This window comes from Mesorhizobium amorphae (assembly GCF_014843845.1).
Classification (GTDB): domain Bacteria; phylum Pseudomonadota; class Alphaproteobacteria; order Rhizobiales; family Rhizobiaceae; genus Mesorhizobium; species Mesorhizobium amorphae_A.
In genome coordinates this window covers 15136-35657 of sequence record NZ_JHQS01000056.1, presented here as the reverse complement: position 1 = coordinate 35657, position 20522 = coordinate 15136, and the positions used below count along the sequence as shown (strand labels likewise).

26 protein-coding genes are annotated in these 20522 nt (G+C 63.2%); 13 read left to right on the top strand and 13 right to left on the bottom strand.

The window, feature by feature from the left end:
* Positions 1–311 precede the first annotated feature (311 nt).
* Positions 312–479: a hypothetical protein gene (locus DH08_RS22535; RefSeq protein ID WP_192181386.1), complete on the bottom strand. Its 168-nt coding sequence runs from the start codon at positions 477–479 to the stop codon at positions 312–314.
* Between the two features lie 135 nt (positions 480–614).
* Here DH08_RS22535 and DH08_RS22530 point away from each other — a divergent pair, with 135 nt between their 5' ends.
* The 5 genes from DH08_RS22530 (at position 615) to DH08_RS22510 (ending at position 3971) form a co-directional block, all read left to right on the top strand.
* Positions 615–782 (top strand): hypothetical protein, encoded by a 168-nt coding sequence (locus tag DH08_RS22530; protein WP_192181385.1) that lies wholly within the window; start codon positions 615–617, stop codon positions 780–782.
* Between the two features lie 97 nt (positions 783–879).
* Complete coding sequence (locus DH08_RS22525; RefSeq protein ID WP_192181384.1) at positions 880–2958, top strand: ATP-dependent helicase; 2079 nt, start codon at positions 880–882, stop codon at positions 2956–2958.
* A gap of 71 nt (positions 2959–3029) precedes the next feature.
* Entirely contained in the window at positions 3030–3335 is a 306-nt protein-coding gene (locus DH08_RS22520) for a hypothetical protein (RefSeq protein ID WP_192181383.1), read from the top strand.
* Complete coding sequence (locus DH08_RS22515) at positions 3332–3496, top strand: hypothetical protein (protein ID WP_210328838.1); 165 nt, start codon at positions 3332–3334, stop codon at positions 3494–3496. The genes DH08_RS22520 and DH08_RS22515 overlap by 4 nt, the downstream gene beginning before the upstream one ends.
* A 172-nt stretch (positions 3497–3668) precedes the next feature.
* Positions 3669–3971, top strand: a complete 303-nt coding sequence (locus DH08_RS22510) for a DUF982 domain-containing protein (protein ID WP_192181381.1) — start codon at positions 3669–3671, stop codon at positions 3969–3971.
* 106 nt (positions 3972–4077) lie between these two features.
* Here DH08_RS22510 and DH08_RS22505 read toward each other — a convergent pair whose 3' ends face one another.
* The 3 genes from DH08_RS22505 to DH08_RS22495 all read right to left on the bottom strand — a co-directional run bounded on the left by DH08_RS22505 (position 4078) and on the right by DH08_RS22495 (position 6406).
* Complete coding sequence (locus tag DH08_RS22505) at positions 4078–4866, bottom strand: GGDEF domain-containing protein (RefSeq protein ID WP_192181380.1); 789 nt, start codon at positions 4864–4866, stop codon at positions 4078–4080.
* A gap of 216 nt (positions 4867–5082) precedes the next feature.
* Positions 5083–5523 carry a hypothetical protein gene (locus tag DH08_RS22500; protein WP_246800960.1) on the bottom strand — a complete coding sequence of 147 codons (441 nt, stop codon included), beginning with the start codon at positions 5521–5523 and terminating at the stop codon, positions 5083–5085.
* Between the two features lie 370 nt (positions 5524–5893).
* Positions 5894–6406 carry a DinB family protein gene (locus DH08_RS22495; protein WP_192181379.1) on the bottom strand — a complete coding sequence of 171 codons (513 nt, stop codon included), beginning with the start codon at positions 6404–6406 and terminating at the stop codon, positions 5894–5896.
* A gap of 116 nt (positions 6407–6522) precedes the next feature.
* On the opposite strand from DH08_RS22495, the gene DH08_RS22490 reads away from it, so the two are divergent.
* Both DH08_RS22490 and bluB read left to right on the top strand, forming a co-directional pair.
* Positions 6523–7215, top strand: a complete 693-nt coding sequence (locus DH08_RS22490) for a glutathione S-transferase family protein (protein ID WP_192181378.1) — start codon at positions 6523–6525, stop codon at positions 7213–7215.
* Positions 7216–7241: 26 nt separating this feature from the next.
* Positions 7242–7877: a 5,6-dimethylbenzimidazole synthase gene (gene bluB, locus DH08_RS22485; RefSeq protein WP_192181377.1), complete on the top strand. Its 636-nt coding sequence runs from the start codon at positions 7242–7244 to the stop codon at positions 7875–7877.
* A gap of 114 nt (positions 7878–7991) precedes the next feature.
* Here bluB and DH08_RS22480 read toward each other — a convergent pair whose 3' ends face one another.
* On the bottom strand, positions 7992–8585 hold the full coding sequence (locus tag DH08_RS22480; protein WP_192181376.1) for a TetR/AcrR family transcriptional regulator: 594 nt from the start codon (positions 8583–8585) through the stop codon (positions 7992–7994).
* Positions 8586–8869: 284 nt separating this feature from the next.
* Here DH08_RS22480 and DH08_RS22475 point away from each other — a divergent pair, with 284 nt between their 5' ends.
* Entirely contained in the window at positions 8870–10249 is a 1380-nt protein-coding gene (locus DH08_RS22475; protein ID WP_210328837.1) for a hypothetical protein, read from the top strand.
* Positions 10250–10484: 235 nt separating this feature from the next.
* Here DH08_RS22475 and DH08_RS37200 read toward each other — a convergent pair whose 3' ends face one another.
* Positions 10485–10781, bottom strand: a complete 297-nt coding sequence (locus tag DH08_RS37200; protein ID WP_345892433.1) for a GNAT family N-acetyltransferase — start codon at positions 10779–10781, stop codon at positions 10485–10487.
* Between DH08_RS37200 and DH08_RS36545 the strand changes: the two genes are divergently transcribed.
* Positions 10768–11025, top strand: a complete 258-nt coding sequence (locus DH08_RS36545) for a hypothetical protein (RefSeq protein WP_246800985.1) — start codon at positions 10768–10770, stop codon at positions 11023–11025. The two genes, DH08_RS37200 and DH08_RS36545, sit on opposite strands and share 14 nt — an antisense overlap.
* A 6-nt stretch (positions 11026–11031) precedes the next feature.
* Here DH08_RS36545 and DH08_RS22455 read toward each other — a convergent pair whose 3' ends face one another.
* The gene (locus tag DH08_RS22455) at positions 11032–11232 is read right to left on the bottom strand and encodes a hypothetical protein (RefSeq protein WP_120016686.1); all 201 of its coding nucleotides are present in this window, start codon (positions 11230–11232) and stop codon (positions 11032–11034) included.
* A 180-nt stretch (positions 11233–11412) separates the two neighbouring features.
* Here DH08_RS22455 and ndk point away from each other — a divergent pair, with 180 nt between their 5' ends.
* On the top strand, positions 11413–11835 hold the full coding sequence (ndk, locus tag DH08_RS22450; protein WP_006201580.1) for a nucleoside-diphosphate kinase: 423 nt from the start codon (positions 11413–11415) through the stop codon (positions 11833–11835).
* Positions 11836–12002: 167 nt separating this feature from the next.
* On the opposite strand, the gene DH08_RS22445 is transcribed toward ndk, so the two are convergent.
* The 6 genes from DH08_RS22445 to DH08_RS22420 form a co-directional block, all read right to left on the bottom strand.
* A complete protein-coding gene (locus DH08_RS22445; RefSeq protein WP_192181374.1) occupies positions 12003–12767 on the bottom strand; it encodes a YbaY family lipoprotein in 765 nt (254 codons plus the stop codon).
* 79 nt (positions 12768–12846) lie between these two features.
* Positions 12847–13326 carry a molybdenum cofactor biosynthesis protein MoaE gene (locus DH08_RS22440; protein WP_192181373.1) on the bottom strand — a complete coding sequence of 160 codons (480 nt, stop codon included), beginning with the start codon at positions 13324–13326 and terminating at the stop codon, positions 12847–12849.
* Between the two features lie 4 nt (positions 13327–13330).
* Positions 13331–13588 (bottom strand): molybdopterin converting factor subunit 1, encoded by a 258-nt coding sequence (moaD, locus tag DH08_RS22435; protein ID WP_192181372.1) that lies wholly within the window; start codon positions 13586–13588, stop codon positions 13331–13333.
* Between the two features lies 1 nt (position 13589).
* On the bottom strand, positions 13590–14186 hold the full coding sequence (gene pgsA, locus DH08_RS22430) for a CDP-diacylglycerol--glycerol-3-phosphate 3-phosphatidyltransferase (RefSeq protein ID WP_006201585.1): 597 nt from the start codon (positions 14184–14186) through the stop codon (positions 13590–13592).
* A gap of 140 nt (positions 14187–14326) precedes the next feature.
* The gene (gene uvrC / locus DH08_RS22425) at positions 14327–16399 is read right to left on the bottom strand and encodes an excinuclease ABC subunit UvrC (protein WP_192181371.1); all 2073 of its coding nucleotides are present in this window, start codon (positions 16397–16399) and stop codon (positions 14327–14329) included.
* Positions 16396–17160, bottom strand: a complete 765-nt coding sequence (locus tag DH08_RS22420; RefSeq protein WP_192181370.1) for an SDR family oxidoreductase — start codon at positions 17158–17160, stop codon at positions 16396–16398. The genes uvrC and DH08_RS22420 overlap by 4 nt, the downstream gene beginning before the upstream one ends.
* Before the next feature lie 411 nt (positions 17161–17571).
* Between DH08_RS22420 and DH08_RS22415 the strand changes: the two genes are divergently transcribed.
* The 3 genes from DH08_RS22415 to DH08_RS22405 all read left to right on the top strand — a co-directional run bounded on the left by DH08_RS22415 (position 17572) and on the right by DH08_RS22405 (position 20520).
* Complete coding sequence (locus DH08_RS22415; protein ID WP_192181369.1) at positions 17572–18228, top strand: outer membrane protein; 657 nt, start codon at positions 17572–17574, stop codon at positions 18226–18228.
* 243 nt (positions 18229–18471) lie between these two features.
* Positions 18472–19401, top strand: a complete 930-nt coding sequence (locus tag DH08_RS22410) for a substrate-binding domain-containing protein (RefSeq protein WP_192181368.1) — start codon at positions 18472–18474, stop codon at positions 19399–19401.
* 54 nt (positions 19402–19455) lie between these two features.
* Positions 19456–20520, top strand: a complete 1065-nt coding sequence (locus tag DH08_RS22405; protein WP_246800959.1) for an ABC transporter permease — start codon at positions 19456–19458, stop codon at positions 20518–20520.
* Positions 20521–20522: the final 2 nt, after the last annotated feature.

Sequence of the window (20522 nt, the reverse complement as noted above, 5' to 3'; positions counted from 1 at the left end):
TCGATTGCCTCTTGGCGCATGTTCAAGTTTGCAACTTGCATAGTCCAAGGCAACAATTGAATTTCGAGACGTTTCCTCGAGCAACTCACCTATGCGATGCACGTTTGCAACAGCCCGACGACTGTACGCATTCGTACAATGACGCAACGGCAAGACTCAGCTATCTTTCCTTGTGCGGCGGGCCTGATTTCCCGCTTGGCCGGCGCTTTCAGCTTCCTCCCAAGCAGCGCCGGCCTTCTTTTGCGGCCAGCGTGATTTCCCGCCCGATGTCCTGGTCGGGCCGCACGCCCTTGCCCTGAGAGGCATCATCGCTATTGCGCCGGTGGCGTGCCAGCCTGATCACCGCCAGTCGCCGACTTGGGTACCGCATTCTTGTCGACCTGCAGATTCTGGTCGACGGGCGCTTTGGTCGGCGGGATGTTGTTGTCGCAGGCAGCGAGCGCGAGCCCCAAGGCCAGCAGCATCGGAAGCTTCTTCATGACAACCTCCTCTCGTTCGCCCCTTTCATCAGGTGCAAACGACGCGGTGCCGGTTTGGTTGCACGGCAAGCCGGCCGCAGGAGGGCGGAACCAAATGCTCTCTCTCCGGTTGGTCCGCCGAAGGAGTATTTGATCATGATCCGTCAGCTGATTGTTGGCCTGTTCGCCTATGCGACCTATCGCTTCACCAGGAAGGTCATCGACGACGTGCCGGATGATTTCGATCCGTTGCCGATGCCTGGCGACGAGCGCCGTGCGCTGCGGCGCCAGTCGGCCGCGATGGGTATGGAGCCGAGGCGATAGATTGCGAAGTCGACGGCGGCACAGCTAATCTCCCCCTCGTGGGGGAGATCGACAGCTTCGACGTTGCGAACAAAGCGGAAACGATGCTTGATGGGCGATGAACCTTGCTGCCCGTGATTCGACCTTCCAGCCTGCCTATCTCGCCAAGCTGAACGACCAGCAGCGCCAGGCGGTCGAGCACGGCGACGGCATGGTTGCCGCGCCGCTCCTGGTGATCGCGGGCGCCGGGTCCGGCAAGACCAACACGCTCGCCCACCGCGTCGCGCATCTGATCGTCAAGGGCGCCGACCCGCGCCGCATCCTTTTGATGACGTTTTCGCGCCGCGCAGCCACCGAGATGGCGAAGCGCGTCGAGCGCATCGCCGGCGAGGTGCTGGGGCGCGACGCCTCGGTCATCACGGACGCGCTGACCTGGGCCGGCACCTTCCATGGCATAGGCGCCCGGCTGTTGCGCGACTATGCGCTGGAGATCGGCCTCGATCCGGCCTTCACCATCCATGACCGCGAGGATTCTGCCGACCTGATGAACCTTGCCCGCCACGAGCTTGGTTTCTCGAAGACGGAAAGCCGTTTTCCGACCAAGGGCACATGCTTGGCGATCTATTCGCGCGCCGTCAACGCGCAGGCGCCGCTGGGCGAGGTGCTGGGCTCGGCGTTTCCCTGGTGCGCGGGGTGGGCTGACCAGTTGAAGGCGCTGTTTGCCGCCTATGTCGAGGCCAAGCAGGCGCAGAACGTGCTCGACTACGACGACCTGCTGCTCTACTGGGCGCAGATGGCCGCCGAGCCGGAGATCGCGGCGCATCTCGGCAGCCGCTTCGACCATGTGCTCGTCGACGAATATCAGGACACCAACCGGCTGCAGGCCTCGATCCTGACAGCGCTGAAGCCCGACGGCTCCGGGCTGACGGTGGTCGGCGACGACGCGCAGTCGATCTATTCCTTCCGCGCCGCCGAAGTGCGCAACATCCTCGATTTCCCAAAACAGTTCGCTCAGGCAGCCGCGATCGTCACGCTGGAGCGCAACTACCGCTCGACCGAGACCATTCTCGCCGCCGCCAATGCGGTCATCTCCGAGGCCTCCGAGCGCTTCACCAAGAACCTGTGGACCGAGCGCAAATCCTCGCAGAAGCCGAAACTGGTCAGCGTGCGCGACGAGGCCGAGCAGGCCAACTATGTCTGCCAGGCGATCCTGGCCGAGCGCGAGGCCGGCACGGTGCTGAAATCGCAGGCTGTGCTGTTTCGCGCCTCGCACCACAGCGGGCCGCTGGAGATCGAACTGACGCGCCGCAACATCCCCTTCGTCAAGTTCGGCGGGCTGAAATTCCTCGACGCCGCCCATGTCAAGGACATGCTGGCGATGTTGCGCTTTGCCGAGAACCCGCGCGACCGCGTCGCCGGTTTTCGCGTGCTGCAGCTCCTGCCCGGCATTGGCCCCTCGGCCGCCTCGCAAATCGTCGAGACCATGGCGACGTCGCTCGACGAGGCGATGGGGCTCGCCCGCTACCGGCCGCCGCAGCGCGCGGCGGAAGACTGGCCGGCCTTCATCGCGCTCTATTCCGCCTTGCGGGCCGGCGCGAAATGGCCTGCCGATCTCGAACAGGTCCGGCTCTGGTATGAGCCGCACCTTGAGCGCATCCATGAGGACGCGACGACGCGGCGGGCCGACCTTCTGCAGCTCGAGCAGATCGCATCCGGATACGCCTCGCGCGAGCGCTTCCTCACCGAGTTGACGCTCGATCCGCCGGATGCGACCAGCGACCAGGCCGGGCCGCCGCATCGCGACGAGGATTATCTCATCCTGTCGACCATCCATTCGGCCAAGGGCCAGGAGTGGAAGAACGTTTTCGTGCTCAATTCCGTCGACGGCTGCATTCCGGCCGATCTCGGCGTCGGCACCAAGGAGGACATCGAGGAGGAGCGCCGGCTGCTCTATGTGGCGATGACGCGGGCCAGGGACAGCCTGCATCTGGTCATGCCGCAGCGCTTCTTCGTCCATGGCCAGGCGGCGCGCGGCGACCGCCACGTCTATGCTTCGCGCACGCGCTTCATCCCGGCCTCGATCCTTGCCGCCTTCGAACAGACGGCGTGGGCGAGCGTCCAGGCCAAGGACGATCCGCGCCGCCAGCCGCAGGTGCGTGTCGACCTCGGCGCACGCATGCGCGGCATGTGGAAATAGGCTGCAGCTTCACTTTGCCGGCAACCAAAGACCGCGCTTTGCGTTGATCCGCGATCAAGCGGAGCACGACGATGGAACCCGTAGTGGCGGCGGCAATGATCTTGCTTTCATGCAGTCCGGACATGGTTTTCTGTCACCCGGCTCAGACACAGCCCGTCGTCTATCCGGACATCGCCGCGTGCACCGCCGCCCTGCCCCGCAGGCTGCAAGGCACCGGCATGATCGGCCAATGCCGGGCGGTCGACGGAACGATACCGATGCCCGGGGCGAGCGCCGACGCAAGTCTCTCCGGACAGAAACTGGCGACCGTGCGCGTCACGCGAGGAACCGGCCCCAATGCCGTTTCCACCGACTATCTGGTCCTTCGCGCGCCATGAGCTGGCGGCAGAGATTGGGGCAACTCGCCGGGAGGCTGTTCGTCAATCTCGTTGCCGCCCTTATCGCCGGCATCGCCATCCTGTTCCTGGTGCTGTCGGCGCATTTTGTGGGGCCGCCACTCGCTCCGGGCCACATGACGACGACCGCTTCCGTTCCATAGGTTCTTTCGGACTATCCCACTCGCCCTGTAGCGCAGCGCCTCGACCAGCGCCCACTGCCCGAAAAAAGCCCCTCACCATGGAACCTCATGCCACCCTCCGCGTTCTCTGGCGTTCGACCCCAACCGGAAGAGCGGCGGCCGCCGCCTTTTTCGCCCAACCCGAGAGGCCAGAATGCACGACAGGATGTTCTTCACCCCGGTCGCCGTCACCGTTGGCGCCGGCCACAAGCGCGTGATCGCGTCGCTGTTCGACATGCACGAATTCCTGACCGAATTCCCGCCGTCGCGGCGCCGCCTGAGCTATGGCGCGGCGGTGAAGGCCTGCGAAGCGGCACGTGCCGGCGATGTCTCCGCCGAGGCGGCGCGCGATGCGCTGATCACCTTTGCAGTGACCGCCGGCGTGCTCTGGCCTGCCGCCCAGCCCGCCGTCTCGGTCAAGCCGGTCGCGCGTGGTTTTGGCGGCTACGCCGCGTGATCGTGAATAGTGAATGGTGAATGGTGGAATAGCTGATGGCACTGGATAAGCGTGCAGGCGGGTAGCTGCTCAGCACTTACTATTTACTATTTACTATTCACTAGTTTCAGTGGACGGTCGCGGCGTCGCCGACCGCCGGGCTGCGCAGCGCGGTCGTTTCGAAGCTGACCTGGTCGCGGCCGTTCGACTTGGCCTTGTAGAGGTGCTCGTCGGCCACCCGGAACATGTCGGCATAGGTGGTCGGGCCGTTGAAGGCGATGCCGCCTATGCTTACGGAAAGCGGGCAAGGCCGGCCGCCCGGGGCGAATTCCACCTCGCGGATCCGCCGCCTTATGCCCTCGGCGACCAGCCAGGACTGCGAGGAGTCGGCGCCGGGAAGAAAGACCGCGAATTCCTCGCCGCCGATGCGGCCGACGATGTCGGCGCCGCGCAGCTGGTCCTGGATCGTCTTGGCGATCAGCTTCAGCGCCTGGTCGCCGCAATCGTGGCCGAGACGATCGTTGATGGTCTTGAAGTGATCGGCGTCGACGATCAGGAACGCACCGGCATTGACGACCGCCTGGCTGCGGGCCTGATCGAGATAGGCTTCGACGAGCATCGAAAACGCGCCGCGGTTGAACACCGCCGTCAGGCTGTCGGTGGCCGCGACGATGCTCAGCTCCCTCTGGGCGATGGCCAGCTGGCGCATCTTGTACATCAGGAAGAAGAAAAACGAGCCGGCCAGCACCAGCGGCAGAAACAGGTCGGTCAATTGCGCGTGCCACAGCGCCTCGGGCGACAGATGGGGGAAATTGAAGGAATCGACGAAGAACGCAGCGCCAATGCAGATCGCCGTGCCGACCACCGTCACCACTATGACCCTGCCCCAACTTGTCGGGGACAAATCGATGCGCATGCCATTGCTCCCGCTACGTCAGATCATCCTGAAGCGGGAAGGCAAATGAAATCCTAAGATCGGACTTGCAATCCGAACATGGTTAAGCTTTTCCCCGCAAAGACACTAATGTTCGACACGCTAATATTTATTGGCCGGACCAGCGCAAAAAGGCCCGCCATCTGAGTGGCGGGCCTTCAGACTGCCGGAAGTTGTCGTCAACGCGTGGCAGGCGCGCTACCGGCGCGAGATCAGCAGGCACAGCTGCCGCAGCTCGCGGTCATAAGTGCCTTCGCTGCTGAGCACATCGACGCAGCGCTTCTTCAAGCGCGTCAGCTGGCTGGTCGACATCTGGGCGACGACGCCGGGCAGACCCAGCGTGTCAGGATTTGCCGCAGTGCCGGGAATGCCAGGTGTTCCAGCCCCGGTGCCGACACCGACATTGGCGCTCGTGCCGCCGAGCGTCGTTCCCAGCGCTCTATTGACGCCATTGCTGGTGCCCAGGGACGCATTGGTCCCTACGCCGTTGGTCCCGCCCAGGGACGCCGCAACCCCGGCACCGCCGCCACCAAGGGTGGCATTGGCATTGGCGGCACCCGAGCCGCCGATCGAAGCGTTGGCGCTGGTGCTGCTGCCGCCGAAGGAAGCATCCGCGTTGGCCCCATTGGCGCCGCCCACATTGCCGCTGGCTGAATTGCCGCCGATGGAAACGCCGCCAAGGCCACCAAGGCAACCTCAGCCGCATTTGCAGGAGCGGCGAGAATAACGATAATCGCTCCACTTGCAAAAGTTTCAGCTATTTTCCGAACGATACTAGGCATGACACTCTCCTTTGTTGCCATCCAGTTCCTGCATCGCAATTTCCTGGAACAAATCCGCTATATTGCTCATGCAACAAGGGCTACGCTTGGAGATGCACTTCAGTTTCACCGCTCTTTCTGTTTCAGTGAATCCTGGTTTTTGAATATTTCATTAATGCGCTAAAACAAATCATGTTTTATTCTAAAACTTTAGAAGTTACTAATATGCTACATGCCCGATCCCAAAATCAGGCATAGGCGCGGCCCTCCTCGCTGCGCTGGAACAGCGTCAGGTCGAGCGGCACGGAGGGTCGGCCGAGCACGGTCAGGATCATATGCGCCTGGCCGCGATGATGGGTCTGGTGGTTGAAGAAATGGTCCAGCGCCGGCGCCAGCCTCTGCGAGACGGTGCGCATGTCGGTAAGCGTCATGTAGGAGAAGCGGCCGGCGAGCGCCTTGTCGCTCATGCCGCCGACCCAGTCGATGATCCTCTTGTCCTCCGCTTCGCGTGCCAGGCTGAGGACAGACAAGGCGCGGTGGATGATCGTGTCGGTCCTGGAAGGTGCGTCGCCCTCGCCGGTGAAGCGCTTCATCCAGACACGGTCGGCGGCCAGCAGATGGTTGAGCGTGCCCGCCATCGAGCCGAAAAAGGCGCCGACATCCCTTTCGAATTCTTCGTCCACGAGATCGGCGGCGGCCTCGTAGATGCGTCCATTGGCCCATTGATTGTAGACCGCAAACATCATGAAATGCTGTTTCATCTCTTTCACCGGCTCGCTTCGAATTCCGGCTCTACCTAGAGCAAAGGATGGTGTGATGGAAACGGAATGGCTCCATCAGTCATGCTTTTGCTCCAACCAGAGGAACGGCTCCGCCAATGACCATTGTGCTCTATGAACTTGTCGGGCGCGATGCCGCGCGCCCGTTCAGCCCGCATTGCTGGAAGATCGCGATGGCGCTCGCCCACAAGGGGCTGGACAGTTCCAGCGTGCCGACGCGCTTCCTCGAAGTGCCTGCCGTCGAGGCCGGTATTTCGAAGCTCGTTCCGGTGATCCGCGATGGCGAGAAGGTGATCGCTGATTCCTTCGCCATCGCGCTCTATCTCGACGAGACCTATCCGGAGCGGCCGACGTTGTTTTCCGGCGACGGCGGCAAGGCGATGGCGCGCTTCATCGAACGCTGGTCGCAGTTGACCATCCATCCCTACATCAACACCGTGGCGGTCATGGACCTGCACGCCATGCAGGACGAGCCGAATGCCGCCTATTTCCGCCAGAACCGCGAGCAGCGCTTCGGCAAGCGGCTGGAAGAGGTGGTGGCTGGCCGCGACGCCGGACTAAACGCATTCCGCGCCTCGCTGGAGCCATTGCGCTCGATGCTCGGCTACCAGCCTTTCATTGGCGGCGCCTCGCCGCTTTTTGCCGACTACATCGTCTTCGGCGCCCTGCAATGGGCACGCATCGCCTCGCCCTACCGGCTGCTGGAGGATAGCGACATCGTGGCGCAATGGTTCGAACGCTGCCTCGATCTCAATGGCGGCCTCGGCCGCACGGTGGCGGCGGCAGCATAGTGGCGCTGGTCCGAGACGATAGAGCCATGACGTCAGGCCCGGAATTTCCCGACGGTTTTCGCGCCGAGCTCGTCAACCTCTTCCTGTGGCGCCGGGATGTGCGGCGGTTCAAACCGACGCCGCTTCCCGAAGGCGCGCTGGAGCGGCTGCTCGACCTCGCCAGTATTGCGCCTTCCGTCGGGCTCAGCCAACCCTGGCGCTTCGTCGTGGTCGAGAGCGCGCAGTGCCGTGAGGCCGTCAAGGCGTGCTTTGAACGCTGCAATGCGGAGGCGCTGACATCGTTCTGCGGCGAGCGCGCCGCGCTCTATGCCCGCCTGAAGCTCGCCGGCCTGAACGAGGCGCCCTGTCAGTTTGCGGTTTTCGCCGACCGCACAACGGAGCAGGGGCACGGACTTGGCCGCCTGACCATGCCTGCCACCATCGAATATTCGGCGGTCATGGCGGTTCACACTATGTGGCTGGCGGCGCGCGCCGAAGGCATAGGCATGGGCTGGGTCTCGATCCTGGATCCGGTAGAGATGGCGACGATCCTCGACGCGCCTCCGCAATGGACGCTGATCGGCTACTTCTGCGTCGGCTACCCCTCAGAGGAACACGCCGTGCCAGCACTGGAACGGGAAGGCTGGGAGTTCCGGCGGCCGTCGATGGTGATCACACGCTGAGTGAAAAAGCTGCCCATGGTTTGGGGCTAGAGCTCCAACAGACCCGCTTGAGGCCCTTCGACGGCGGAGCGACCGCAGGGCCTTGATCGACCCTACCACTAGCTGGCCGCCGGCTCACAGTGTTGGCTTCAAACGAGGGCTGAAGAGCAGTTTCAGATAGGTCCGGAACAGCATGATTTGCGCCGGCAGTGCACTCGGCTCATTCAACGCCTTGGACAGAACGATACCTCCTTCGGCTACACCCATGACCATATCGGCGAGCGCGTCGATATCGACCGGCTCGTTGGGGGGGTATAACGCCCGGATGTCCTCGAGCATTGCGAGAAATCTGGCACGCCAGCCCAGGATTGCAGAACGATTCAACTCGCGAACCTCGGCGTCGAACATCCTGTCCTGATAGGCGGTCGTGGCGACCAGACAGCCGGGGTGGGCGTGCGGCAAATTCTCGAACAGTTCCGCTAGCATTTTCAGGCCGATCAGCATGGCATGCAATGGGTCGTCATTGAGTTCGCCGGCCCTGCCGAACAAGTCGTCGAAAATACGATCCTCTTCCTCGATGTAGCGCCTGATCAACGCCTGAGCCAACGCGTTCTTGTCGGCAAAATGGTAGAAAAAGCCGCCCTTGGATATCTCTACGGCCGCGACGATTTCATCGATCGACGTCGCTTCGAAGCCCTTCAGCAGGACAGCGTCCTGGGCGACGTCCATAATGCGCTGTCGCGTCGAACTCCCGCGTATATTTGTGCTCAAGGCATACCCGCTTTCTGGACCATCAGTACAAAATCCTGCGACGGCGGCGGGCGGACATGCCGGCTGCGGCTCTGCAAGACATTGTCTTTAAACAACAATCTTCGATTTGTGATCAATGTACCGTAAGCCAACTGGTTTTGGAACGCTGCACCGTGGATGTTCTGGGCACACGAAACCACGAACTAGACGGCGCATCCGCTGGCTGAACTCAATTCGCCGACGCGCCGCAGGAGACAAGAACAATGTTCGACCAAACCCGCAGAAACGTACTGGGTGCATCCGTGATCGGTGCAAATGGCCTGCTGACTGGCATCGCGTCCGGCGCCACTCCGGTGAACCAGCAAAACGATGCCAGTACTGCCCCGGAGCGTGGCCTTGCGCAAGTCACCAATTTTCCACTGATCCAAGCGATTCATGGGCGCCGCTCACGGCGTTTTGCGAAGGGCGCATCCATACCGGACGGTCCTCTTGCCTATACCTCAAAAAAACCTGCGGCGCCAATCACCGAGATGGAAAAGATGCTGCTCTTGAGCACGGTGGCGGGCAATACGGGATGGGCAAATCTCATTCCGCACAACAAACACTACGTTCCAAAAATGCCGAACTATGCGGGCGCCGCCGGTGGCCGCACATTCCCGTCTTCGGCAGGGTTTCACACGTCGGAGATATTCTTCACCGACGATACCGGGGTCTATTTCCTGCCGACGCGGGACATGGCGTCCATCATGTCGACCGGCGGCGAGACCGACTTGGACGCGTATCTCGGGGCACACCGGTCGCGCATCGTCAAACTGGCGGATCAGCGGCTAAACATCCCGCGCACTCCCGAGCACATGGAGATGCACAACGAGTGGTGTGGCAATGTTGCCGGCAGCACGCTGATCATTCCTGTCGCGGATCTCGCTCAGCACATGGTGCTCACGCTTTGCTACCTCGTTCAGAACGGCGCCTGCGTCTACGACGACGTCAATGGCCGGCCAATCCCGGGGCTCGAAAACTTCGCCGGGCTGGTGGATCTGCAGAATCCGTATCCGCTGACGTTCGTAGAGCAGCTGGCTCTCACCGAAGTCACCGTTGAAACCTCGACGGCCTGCTACGCGGGCGCCCTAATGCTGCAGGCACTTGGTCTCGGTGGCTGGATGTACGATGGCCTCAACCCATTCACGGTTCAGGGCGCCAGCGGTGATCCCGCCGTTCCCGGTCTCGGATTCCGGTTCGACATGATCCCCGGAAAACCACTGCCTCATGTGACCGGACTGCCGGGCGTGTTCGAGGCACACTGCCCGCCGCATTTTCCGGACATGCGCGCCGCTGTGGAAGCGGTGGTCGAGCGCAAGTTCGGTAAGGGCGGGCCGTTCCATGGCGAGACAAAAGGCCCCTACAAGCACTCGGAGATGGTCCGCACCAGCGCCGCGCCGATGGGAGCGGAGTTCGTCGACTGCGTGTCCGCGATGGCCCAGTATATATACGATACCTTCGGCAGATTCCCGGCCACAGTGCCGGCGATCTTCAACCTGATGTATCTCCAAGCGCATCGGCTCGACACAGAGTTCTACGACACGCATTTCGCGCCGGGCGCCTACCTCAGTACGCACGCGGAGCACGACGGCAACTGGGGCTGAGACCCATTCCGCTAGGCCGCTCTTTCGCAGCCTTCAGCCCCGATATCCCGATCAACGCAAAGCGAGGCCGAAGTCGAACCCTTCGGTCGTTGGAAACCCCTATGTCCGGATGGTCAAGTTCCCTCTACCACAAGCTCGCGGCGTGTTTCGGGAGGCAGCCAAGATCAAATCTCGATACATGGCCTGAACTCGCGCCACTCAGTTATCTCAATGACCATCAGCTTTTGACATCGGTCTAATCCGCTTCAGCGGCTCTGAGCGGCACATCCATGAAGACGATTTGGGGCAGGAGCTCGTCGGGATACTCGTTGTAGGCGGGGCAGTCGCGGAAGCCGACGGACCTGCACAAAGCGATCGTTTCGATGAGCAAATTGGCGGTGTCGAGTCGCATGAGCGCATAGCCGTTGCTTCGCGCGGCATCGATCAATGCGAGGCAAAGACGTCGCCCCGTGCCCTGGCCTTTCCGAACGAAAGGCTGCTTCATCTCGCAGATCGTGCCTGACAGATCCCGGTAGGCGATGCAGCCGACCACCTTGTCTGCCGAGCGCGCGAGAGGATGGAGTCGGCTCGGCCGGCTGCAGCGTCGGCTACCAGAGCCCGTCGCAGTTCAGCCGCGAGTACAGCCGGCTCTATGGCCTCCCGCCGCTGACACGCCGCCCGAATGGACGCTGATCGGCTATTTCTGCGTCGGCTATCCGAGCGAGGAACATGACGTGCCGACGCTGCAGCGCGAGGGCTGGGAGCAGCGGCGGCCGCCGGTGATGATCAGGCGGTAGCGCCGGCTACCTCGCTTCATCCTCTTGGACCAGCCTGACGCAGATTGGATCGCCCTCCTCCATGCGCGCGCATTGCCATTCCGGGCCAAGGCCGAAATCCTGTTTCAGCTGGGGCAGGAACAGCAGGACCAGGGTGATGACAGTGAAAAGAACGGCCACGAAGAGGATGCCGGTGAAGTCGCCGCGTTTGACGTAAGGCCAGTTCATCGCCTTCGGCTCCGCTGCCGCGATGCTCCCCGACCTGGCGCCCAGGCCCGCGTGCAGCCGTCTAATTATCCCGCAAACATCCGGCCTTGGCCAGAACCCGCCTCCCCTTGGCAAGGACCGAAGCGGCTTGTATAGAGCCCGCCACTCCAATTCCCATTCTCAAAAAGCAAGGACGACCCAATGGCGATCGAACGCACCTTCTCCATGATCAAGCCCGACGCGACGCGGCGCAATCTCACCGGTGCCATCACCCAGATGCTTGAGGATGCCGGCCTGCGCGTCATTGCTTCGCGCCGGGTGTGGATGAGCCGCCGCGAGGCGGAAGGCTTTTATGCCGTGCACAAGGAGCGTCCGTTCTTCGGCGAGCTGGTGGAGTTCATGTCCTCGGCGCCGACCATCGTTCAGGTGCTGGAAGGCGAAAACGCCATTGCCAAGAACCGCGAAGTGATGGGCGCCACCAACCCGGCCAACGCCGCCGAAGGCACCATCCGCAAGGTGCATGCGCTGTCGATCGGCGAGAATTCCGTGCACGGCTCGGACGCGCCGGAGACCGCCGCGCAGGAGATCAAGTACTGGTTCTCCGATACCGAGATCGTCGGCTGAGCCGGCATCGCCAAATCTGACCAAAAGGCCGGCGCTTCGCCGGCCTTTTTGTCCGGCTCAGCTTCGGCCCCAAGATGGCGCGGTTCGAGGATCCAAGACACGTCCCGTAGCGATCCTTCGCGCCCCCCTCTGTCCTGCGGCGTCAGAGGTCTGCCCTTGGTGAAACCTCAGCTCGCGGCGTTGAAGCGCAGGATGTCCTTGCCGTCCTTGTCGGTGATGGTGAGCTTGCCTGCATCAACATGGTAGGAGGCGGCCCTGGCCAGCGCCTCGAACAGCGCCTTCTCCTCGGCCATGACATCGGGCGCGCAGGCCTTGAAGGTCGAGCCGATCTCGCTGATGGCGATCGTCGAACCGTCGACCTTCGCGGTGGCGAAATAGACGTTGCAGGGGCCGCTGCCGCCGGCCTTGCCGGCTTCGCTCACCCGGAACGTCGCCTGCGGCTCCGCAATCACGCCGATGCCGTCGATGTATTCGACCAGCCAGCTCTGGCCGAGCAGGGCGCCGGCCGCCTTGTCGTCCGGCGCCACCATCTTCAGCATGATCGTCTGCGGCGCATCGCTCAGCGGGTCGACCTGATGGCGCGTATCGGAGATGAACATCAGCCTGTCGTCGACGGTGATGCGCGCCTGCAGCGCATAGGTCATGTTCGGGCGGATCACCTGGGGATCGAAGCTGATCTCGAACTTGATCGGCACCTGGCCGGCCGGCGCCACCTTGCGCTCCCCGATGATCGCCGCCGGCGCATCGGCCAGCGACACGTCGGCAAGCTGGACGGACAGCACGGCATTGGGCGGCAATGCGATGCGCTCGCGATACATCACCTCGCCCTTCAGGGTCTTTTCGGCGGCATTGGACATTTCCGGCACCGCCAGCATGCCGACGACCAGCGGCACGAAACCAAAGATGAAGAATTCGGCGATCCTGTCGAGCATGACCTTCTCCCTTGCCCAGGCTGACCGATGGCAGCAAATTGGCCAAAGGATTGCGGTCAATGAATGGCTGCGGGAGAGTTTATTTGGACGGCGCCTTCCAGCGGCCGGCGGCCTTGTCGTCGATCTCCTTGGCGTCGACCCAGCCGCCCGCGGAACCGTCGGCATGGTGCTCCTTCTTCCAGAACGGCGCCCGCGACTTCAGGTAGTCCGTCAAAAAGTTCGCCGCCTCGAATGCCGCCTGGCGATGCGCGGAAGCCGTCACCACGAGAACGATGTTCTCGCCCGGCCGGACCTTGCCGTGGCGGTGGATGACGGTGAGGCCCTGCAGCGGCCAGCGTTCGATCGCCTCGCTGGCGATACGGGCGATCTCGGCCTCGGCCATGCCGGGATAATGTTCGAGTTCGAGGGCCGACAGCCGGCCCTGCTCGTCGCGGCAGAGACCGCAGAACGTCACCACGGCGCCGATGTCGGCGCGGCCTTCGGTCAGCCTGGCGATCTCGGCGGCGACGTCGAAATCTTCGCGCTGGATGCGCACGACAGGCACCGCCGCGCCGGACATGGTTTCAACCCCCGGTCATCGGCGGGAACAGCGCGATCTCGCGCGCGCCGGCGATCTTTTCCCGATGCTCGACATGTTCCTGATTGATGGCGACGCGGATCACGTCGGGATATTGCAGCGCGTGCTCATATTCCTTGCCGCGCGACTTCAGCCAGCGCAACAGTTCGGCTACCGTCTCGATGCCGGCGGGCAGTTCGACGTCCTCTTCCGGCTTGCCGATCCGCTCGCGCACCCAGGCGAAATAGATGAGCTTGGTTGCCACGTCACTCGTCCATGATGTGCTTGAGGCCGGCGCGGAAATAATCATAGCCGGTGTAGAGCGTGACCAGGGCGGCGATCCACAGCAGCACCAGGCCGGTCTGCGTGGTCAGCGGGAAGATCTTGTCGCCGGCCGGGCCGGCAAGCAGGAAGGCGATGGCGACCATCTGGATGGTGGTCTTCCATTTGGCGAGCTGCGTGACCGGCACCGAGACCTTCAGCGCGGCCAGATATTCGCGCAGGCCGGAGACCAGGATCTCGCGGCACAGGATGATGATCGCAGCCCATAGCGACCAGCCGGCAATGCCGGCATGGCGATCGGTGTCGGCGGCTAAAAGCAGCAGGCAGGTGGCGACCAGCAGTTTGTCGGCGATCGGGTCGAGCATCTTGCCGATGTTGGAGGTCTGCTTCCAGGCGCGTGCAAAATAGCCGTCGAAGTAATCGGTGATCGAAGCGAGCAGGAAAATGGCCAGAGCCAACCAGCGGGCGAAGTCGCTCGACTTCAGATGGCCCTCAAGGAAAAAGCACAGCACGACCAGCGGCACCGCGAGGATGCGGGCGTAGGTGAGCATGTTGGGCAGGTTGAACGCGCGCTGTGCCATATTTTTGGGACTCTTTCTGCCTGCGTACTCAAATCAGAAGCGAATGTGGGGGGTCAACAGAACAATTTCGATTGGCCAGTCGAAAAGACCCTGGGCGTATCGAAATTCAGGTCAGGCCGGCTGAATAGCGATACACCTCGTCAACTCTCGTGGAAATGATTGTAGACCAGCTTGGCCACCTGCTCGGAAATGCCGTCGACCTTGACCAGATCCTCGACCGCCGCGCGGCTGACCGCCTTTGCGGTGCCGAAATGGAGCAGCAGTGCGCGCTTGCGGCCGGGGCCGATGCCGCTGATCTCGTCGAGCGGGCTCTTGACCATCTCCTTCTTGCGCCGCGCGCGGTGCGAGCCGATGGCAAAGCGGTGCACCTCGTCGCGCAGGCGCTGGACGAAGTAGAGCACGGGGTCGCGCACAGGCAATGAGAACGAGTCCCTGCCCTTGACGAAGAAGCGCTCGCGGCCGGCGTCGCGGTCCTGGCCCTTGGCGATGCCGATGGCCACGACGCGATCCTCGATGCCGAGATCGGACAGGATCTTGCGCACCGCACTCATCTGGCCCTGGCCGCCGTCGATCAGGATGACGTCGGGCCATGCGGGGAAGCCGCCATTGCCCTCGATGTCGTCTTCCGTCTCGCCCGCGGCCTCACCGCGCTGCGGCGCATCGCCATGCTCCTTCAGCAGCCGCGAAAAGCGCCGTTCCATCACCTCGCGCATCATGCCGAAATCGTCGCCCGGCGTGATCTCGGTCGAGCGGATGTTGAATTTTCTGTATTGGTTCTTCACGAACCCTTCCGGCCCGGCGACGACCATGGCGCCGACGGCGTTGGTGCCCATGATGTGCGAATTGTCGTAGACCTCGATGCGCACCGGCGGCTTTACCATGCCGAAGGTCTCGGCGAAGCCGGTGAGCAGCCGCGTCTGCGTCGAGGTTTCGGCCAGCCGGCGGCCAAGCGCCTCGCGCGCATTCTGCAGCGCATTGTCGGTCAGGTCCTTCTTCTCGCCGCGCTGCGGCACCGAGATCGACACCTTGCGGCCGGCACGGGTGGAGAGCGCCTCCGCCAGAAGCTCCTGCTCCTCGACGCAATGCGACAGAAGGATGGCGCGCGGCGTCGGCTTATCGTCGTAGAACTGCGCCAGGAACGAGCCCAGCACTTCCGATCCCTCCAACGCCGGATCGGCCTTGGGGAAATAGGCGCGGTTGCCCCAGTTCTGGCCGGTGCGGAAGAAGAACACCTGGATGCAGACCTGGCCGCCTTCCTGATGGATGGCGAAGACATCCGCCTCTTCCACCGTCTGCGGGTTGATGCCCTGGTGGCTCTGCACATGCGACAGCGCCGCCAGCCGGTCGCGATAGATGGCGGCGCGCTCGAAATCGAGGTCTTGAGAGGCCTGCTGCATGGCGCCGGAGATTTCCGTCTTCACCTTCTGGCTGCGGCCCGACAGGAAATCCTTCGCCTCGCTGACCAGCTCGGCATAGTCCTGGTGCGATATCTCGCCGGTGCACGGGCCGGCGCAGCGCTTGATCTGGTAAAGCAGGCAAGGCCGTGTACGGTTCTCGTAGAAGGAGTTGGTGCAGCTTCTCAGCAGGAAGGCGCGCTGCAGCGAATTGATGGTGCGCCCGACGGCGCCGGCCGAGGCGAAGGGGCCGAAATAGTCGCCTTTGCGCGAGCGCGCGCCGCGATGCTTGTAGATGCCGGGCGAGACGTGGTCGCCGGTCAGCAAGATATAGGGAAACGACTTGTCGTCGCGCATCAGCACATTGAATCGCGGCCGCAAACGCTTGATAAGATTGGCTTCGAGAAGCAGCGCCTCGATCTCGGTGCGGGTGACGACGAACTCCATCGTCGACGTCTCGCGCACCATGCGACCGATTCGACTGGTGTGGAACCGCCCTTGCGCGTAGTTGGTCACCCGCTTCTTCAGGCTGCGCGCCTTGCCGACATAGAGCACGTCGCCGGCGGCATTCATCATGCGGTAGACGCCGGGCGCGTTGGGCAGCCGCTTGACCAAGGTCTGGATGACTTCGGCGCCGACCATGCCGTCGGCATCGCCGGCATGCGGCGTCCAGTCTATTGCGGTGAAGGCGACGTCGGGCGCGGCGGAAACGGCTTCCGGTTCGACGATCTCCTCGGCCGCATCGTCCTCGAGGTCGATTTCGGGCGGCAGATCGTCGGCGGCGCCGCGCTGCTTGTGTTTGTGGTCTGCGGGACTCATTCCACCATGCCTGTCACATCGGGCGTCTGCCACGCAAGATGCTGGCCGCCATCGAGCGCGATCATCTGGCCGGTGATCGAGCGCGCCGCCCAGAGATAGCGGATGGTGGCGCCGAATTCGGGCAATTCAGGGCCGCGCTTCAGGATCAGCCCGTCGACCTGTGCGGCAAAATCGGCGTCCTCCTGGCGCGTGTTCTTCAGCGTCGGTCCGGGGCCGATGGCGTTGACGCGGATGCGTGGCCCCAGCGCCTGCGCCAGCATCTCGGTCTGCCTCCACAGCGTCGACTTCGACAGCGCATAGGAGAAGTAGCGCGGCGTCGGCCGCCAGACGCGCTGGTCGATGATGTTGACGATCAGCCCCTCCTTCCCCAGCGGCAGGGCGCGGGCAAAGTTCTGCGCCAGAAGCGCCGGGGCCTTCACATGAATGGCGAAGTGGCGGTCCCATACGGCCCAGTCGAAATCCTCGATGCTGTCGTCGACGAACAGGGAGGCGTTGTTGACCAGGAGCGTGACCGGGCCGAGCGCTGCCTCGGCGCGCCCGACGAGGTCGCCGACCTCGTCCATGTCGGTGAGATCGGCGCCGACCACGGCGGCGCGACCGCCGTCATCCCGGATCCGCACGGCAAGCGCCTCGGCCTCGACCAGCGAATGGTTGGCATGAATGGCGACGGCGAAACCATGCCTGGCCAGATCCTCGACGATCGCCTTGCCGATCCGCTTTCCCCCGCCTGTCACCAGCGCCGTACCGGCGGCTTCGCTCATCCTGTCAATCCTCAATCGCGGCCTCGATTCCGACCGCCGGCAAATTATGACACGCCTAGGGGTTAAATGCCGTTTCCACCTGGGGCAGGATTGTGGCAAAGCGGCCCGATCGGCATTTCGGCTCGGCCGAGACTCGGCCAACTGGACCGCAATATAGGGCGCTGGACTCCTTGCACCAAGCCGAGTGCAGTGCAGCATGGCAAGCGTGCTGACATCTCGCTGTTGCGAAGATGCAACGTCAAGGTTCAGCCTCATTCGCGCCGGGTAATGACCCAAGTTCAGGTTCGCTTCAGCCGCATTTTGACACGACATTTGGAACATACGAACGCCAGATCCGTTTCACCCCCCGGACGGGTCGATGGCGATCGTGAAAAACAAGCCTGTGTCCTGTGGCTTAAGGAGTAAAGAACAATGCAAGCCAATCTCAAATTTGCGCGACCGATTGCGGTGGCGCTCGGGCTCTTCGCCCTCAGTGGAACCGCCTACGCGGCGGACGTGGTCTCGGAAGAGCCGCCGGCACCGGCAGCCCCGGTTGAACTTCCGGTCGCTTCCTGGGCCGGCCCCTATGCTGGTATCAGCGCCGGCTATGGTTTTAGTGGCCATGCCGATGCCCGTGACGCCGGCGTCGACGTGAAGACCAAGGGCTTCATCGGCGGCGTCTTCGGCGGCTATCAGTGGCAGCAGGAGAACTTCGTGTACGGCGCTGAAGCCGATCTCGGCTACAACGGCGTAAAGGGCGACAGCGACGGCATCGACGCCAAGGGCGGCCTCGACGGCTCGCTGCGTGCCCGCCTCGGCTACGCCGTGACCCCGGAAATCCTGCTCTACGGCACCGGCGGTCTCGCCGGCAAGAACCAGAAGATCACGGATAGCGTCACCGGCACCGACGACAGCAATGCGATGTTCGGCTGGACCGCCGGCGTCGGCACCGACATCAAGATCACCGACAACGTGTTCGGCCGCGTCGAGTACCGCTACACCGACTACGGCGACAAGGACTTCGGCTCTCTTGGCAACGTCAAGGTCAAGGACAACCGCGTCACCTTCGGCGTCGGTATGAAGTTCTAAGTCGTTCAAGCCACGACACGAAAAAGCCGGGCCTCGCGCCCGGCTTTTTTTGTGTCTGGACCCTCCCTTCCCTGCACCCGAAAAAATTGCCGTTGCACCGCTTCCTACCTTGTGCCTATAGTTAGTACGTGGCTCGCACGAACAAACAGCCCTAGCTGTGACACCCGGTGGAAAGCCCCGATGACGACGGGCCGACGCGCGCGGGAGGCGAGCCGGAACACTCGCTCAACAGGGGATAGGAACGTGAACCGCTTTCAGAAACTTTCGGCTGCAGCGCTCGTCGCGGCATGCCTCGCGTCGGCTGCCCATGCCGATGACAAGCTGACGATCGGCATCGTCACCTTCTCGACATCCGACGTCGACACCAACCAGATGGTCGACACCATGACCAAGGAGGCCCAGTCCAAGGGCTGGACGGTGGAAACACTCAACGCCAATGGCGATCCCTCGCAGGCGATCACCAGCATCAAGCAGCTGGCGACCAAGAAGGTGAACGCCATCATCGTCACCGTCTTCGATTCGACCGGCCTTGCCGCCGGGCTGCAGGCCGCGGCGGATGCGAAGATCCCGGTGCTTTCGGCCGGCGGCGGCATGGCCGACGGCATTGCGCTTTCGGCCAGCACGGGCGCCGCACCGCCGCTGATCGACCTGATGCTGAAGGATGTCGGCGACACCGGCACACTGCTCGACCTCACCTATCACCCCGGCATACCGTGCCGCGAGCGCGCCGATGCCTTCGATGCGGCGGTCAAGGCCAAGCCGGGGCTCCAGGCGACCTCGCACGAAATCAGCATCCCGGGTGCCGCCGAATCCTCGCAGGCCGCGACCAGCGCATGGCTCGCCGCTAACGCCAATGCCAAGGGGCCGTTCGCGATCTTCAATTGCTATGACGACAACGCCATGGGCGCCATCGCGGCGCTGAAGCAGAACGGCCGCAGCGACGTGAAGGTCTATTCGTTCAACGCCACCGCGCCCGCCGTGCAGGCGGTCAAGGACGGCACGATGACCGCCACGCTCGGCGTCGACCTGACCTCGGCCGGCAAGATGCTTGTCGAGCAGATCCCCGACATTCTTGCGGCCGGCGACAAGTGGCAGCCGAAATCCTTCGTGCCCGGCTACACGCTGGTCACCAAGGACAATGTCGACCAGTTCATGAAGGACAATCCGCAGTAAACGCTGCAGATTGACGGTCCGGCCGGGCAAGCCCGGCCGGACCCGATTTCCATCATGAACAGAGCTGTCATGTCCGCTGACCATTCCCTGCCCGAAACCTCCGCTCCGGCGGAGGGCGCCTCGCCGGTCACGCAGGTCGGGTCTCTCCCTCCCGGCGCGCGCGACCGGCGGGCGCTTCTGATGCGCCTGCTCGGCACCTACGGCACCATCATCGTGCTCGGCTCGATGCTGCTGATCTTCTCGGTCCTGCAGCCGGGAACTTTCGCGACGATCGGCAATTTCCGCAACATCATCAACGATATGGCAATCGGCACCATCGTCGCGGCCGGCCTCACCGTGCCGCTGGTGGCCGGCGATTTCGACCTCAGCATCGGCTATGTCGCGAGCTTCTGCGGTCTGCTCGTGGTCGGACTGTTGAGCTATAGCGGCCTGTCGATCCCGCTTGCCATCGTGCTTGTCATCGGCCTCGGCACGCTGATCGGCATCGTCAACGGCATCGTCGTTTCCAAGATCGGCGTGAATGCCTTCATCGCAACGCTCGGCACCGGCACCATCGTCGTCGGGCTGAACTACGCCTATTCAGGCGGCATCCCGCTGCAGCTCACGCAGAGCCGGGAATTCACCAGCATCGCCATTGGTCGCATCGCCGGGGTGCCGCATCTGGTCATCATCATGGCCGTGGTGCTGGCGCTGCTGTGGGTGATCCTCAACCGCACGGTGCAGGGCCAGCACATCAAGGCGATCGGGGTGAGCCCGGAGTCGGCGCGCCGCGCCGGCGTTGCCGTCGACCGCAGCCGCATCGTCGCCTTCGCCATCGCCAGCACCTGCGCCGCGATCGGCGGCATGCTGATGGCCTCCAATCTCGGCTCGGGACAGGTGACGGCGGGCGACAGTTTCATGCTGACTTCGTTCTCGGCCGCCTTCCTCGGCTCGGCAGCACTCAGGGAAGGCCAGTTCCACATTCTGGGCACGCTGATCGGCGTGCTGACGGTCGCCGTCGGCAACAATGGGCTGGCCATGATCGGCGCGCCGATCTTCACCCAATTCCTGTTCACCGGCTCGCTTCTGGTCGTCGCCGTGGCGCTCGGCGGCATCGGCCGCCGCTACGGAAGGGGGTAGCC

Excerpts from the sequence above, each read along its gene's own strand:
- DH08_RS22405 (WP_246800959.1), top strand. The coding sequence starts at position 19,456 with ATGAACAGAGCTGTCATGTCCGCTGACCATTCCCTGCCCGAAACCTCC.
- DH08_RS22495 (WP_192181379.1), bottom strand. The coding sequence starts at position 6,406 with ATGAAACAGCATTTCATGATGTTTGCGGTCTACAATCAATGGGCCAAT.
- ndk (WP_006201580.1), top strand. The coding sequence starts at position 11,413 with ATGGCGATCGAACGCACCTTCTCCATGATCAAGCCCGACGCGACGCGG.
- DH08_RS22510 (WP_192181381.1), top strand. The coding sequence starts at position 3,669 with ATGCACGACAGGATGTTCTTCACCCCGGTCGCCGTCACCGTTGGCGCC.
- uvrC (WP_192181371.1), bottom strand. The coding sequence starts at position 16,399 with ATGAGTCCCGCAGACCACAAACACAAGCAGCGCGGCGCCGCCGACGAT.
- DH08_RS22490 (WP_192181378.1), top strand. The coding sequence starts at position 6,523 with ATGACCATTGTGCTCTATGAACTTGTCGGGCGCGATGCCGCGCGCCCG.
- DH08_RS22480 (WP_192181376.1), bottom strand. The coding sequence starts at position 8,585 with ATGGACGTCGCCCAGGACGCTGTCCTGCTGAAGGGCTTCGAAGCGACG.
- DH08_RS22525 (WP_192181384.1), top strand. The coding sequence starts at position 880 with ATGAACCTTGCTGCCCGTGATTCGACCTTCCAGCCTGCCTATCTCGCC.
- DH08_RS22455 (WP_120016686.1), bottom strand. The coding sequence starts at position 11,232 with ATGAACTGGCCTTACGTCAAACGCGGCGACTTCACCGGCATCCTCTTC.
- DH08_RS36545 (WP_246800985.1), top strand. The coding sequence starts at position 10,768 with ATGCAGCCGACCACCTTGTCTGCCGAGCGCGCGAGAGGATGGAGTCGG.
- bluB (WP_192181377.1), top strand. The coding sequence starts at position 7,242 with ATGACGTCAGGCCCGGAATTTCCCGACGGTTTTCGCGCCGAGCTCGTC.
- pgsA (WP_006201585.1), bottom strand. The coding sequence starts at position 14,186 with ATGGCACAGCGCGCGTTCAACCTGCCCAACATGCTCACCTACGCCCGC.
- DH08_RS22420 (WP_192181370.1), bottom strand. The coding sequence starts at position 17,160 with ATGAGCGAAGCCGCCGGTACGGCGCTGGTGACAGGCGGGGGAAAGCGG.
- DH08_RS22505 (WP_192181380.1), bottom strand. The coding sequence starts at position 4,866 with ATGCGCATCGATTTGTCCCCGACAAGTTGGGGCAGGGTCATAGTGGTG.
- DH08_RS22530 (WP_192181385.1), top strand. The coding sequence starts at position 615 with ATGATCCGTCAGCTGATTGTTGGCCTGTTCGCCTATGCGACCTATCGC.
- DH08_RS22475 (WP_210328837.1), top strand. The coding sequence starts at position 8,870 with ATGTTCGACCAAACCCGCAGAAACGTACTGGGTGCATCCGTGATCGGT.
- DH08_RS22440 (WP_192181373.1), bottom strand. The coding sequence starts at position 13,326 with ATGTCCGGCGCGGCGGTGCCTGTCGTGCGCATCCAGCGCGAAGATTTC.
- DH08_RS22520 (WP_192181383.1), top strand. The coding sequence starts at position 3,030 with ATGGAACCCGTAGTGGCGGCGGCAATGATCTTGCTTTCATGCAGTCCG.
- DH08_RS22445 (WP_192181374.1), bottom strand. The coding sequence starts at position 12,767 with ATGCTCGACAGGATCGCCGAATTCTTCATCTTTGGTTTCGTGCCGCTG.
- DH08_RS22535 (WP_192181386.1), bottom strand. The coding sequence starts at position 479 with ATGAAGAAGCTTCCGATGCTGCTGGCCTTGGGGCTCGCGCTCGCTGCC.
- DH08_RS22515 (WP_210328838.1), top strand. The coding sequence starts at position 3,332 with ATGAGCTGGCGGCAGAGATTGGGGCAACTCGCCGGGAGGCTGTTCGTC.
- DH08_RS22415 (WP_192181369.1), top strand. The coding sequence starts at position 17,572 with ATGCAAGCCAATCTCAAATTTGCGCGACCGATTGCGGTGGCGCTCGGG.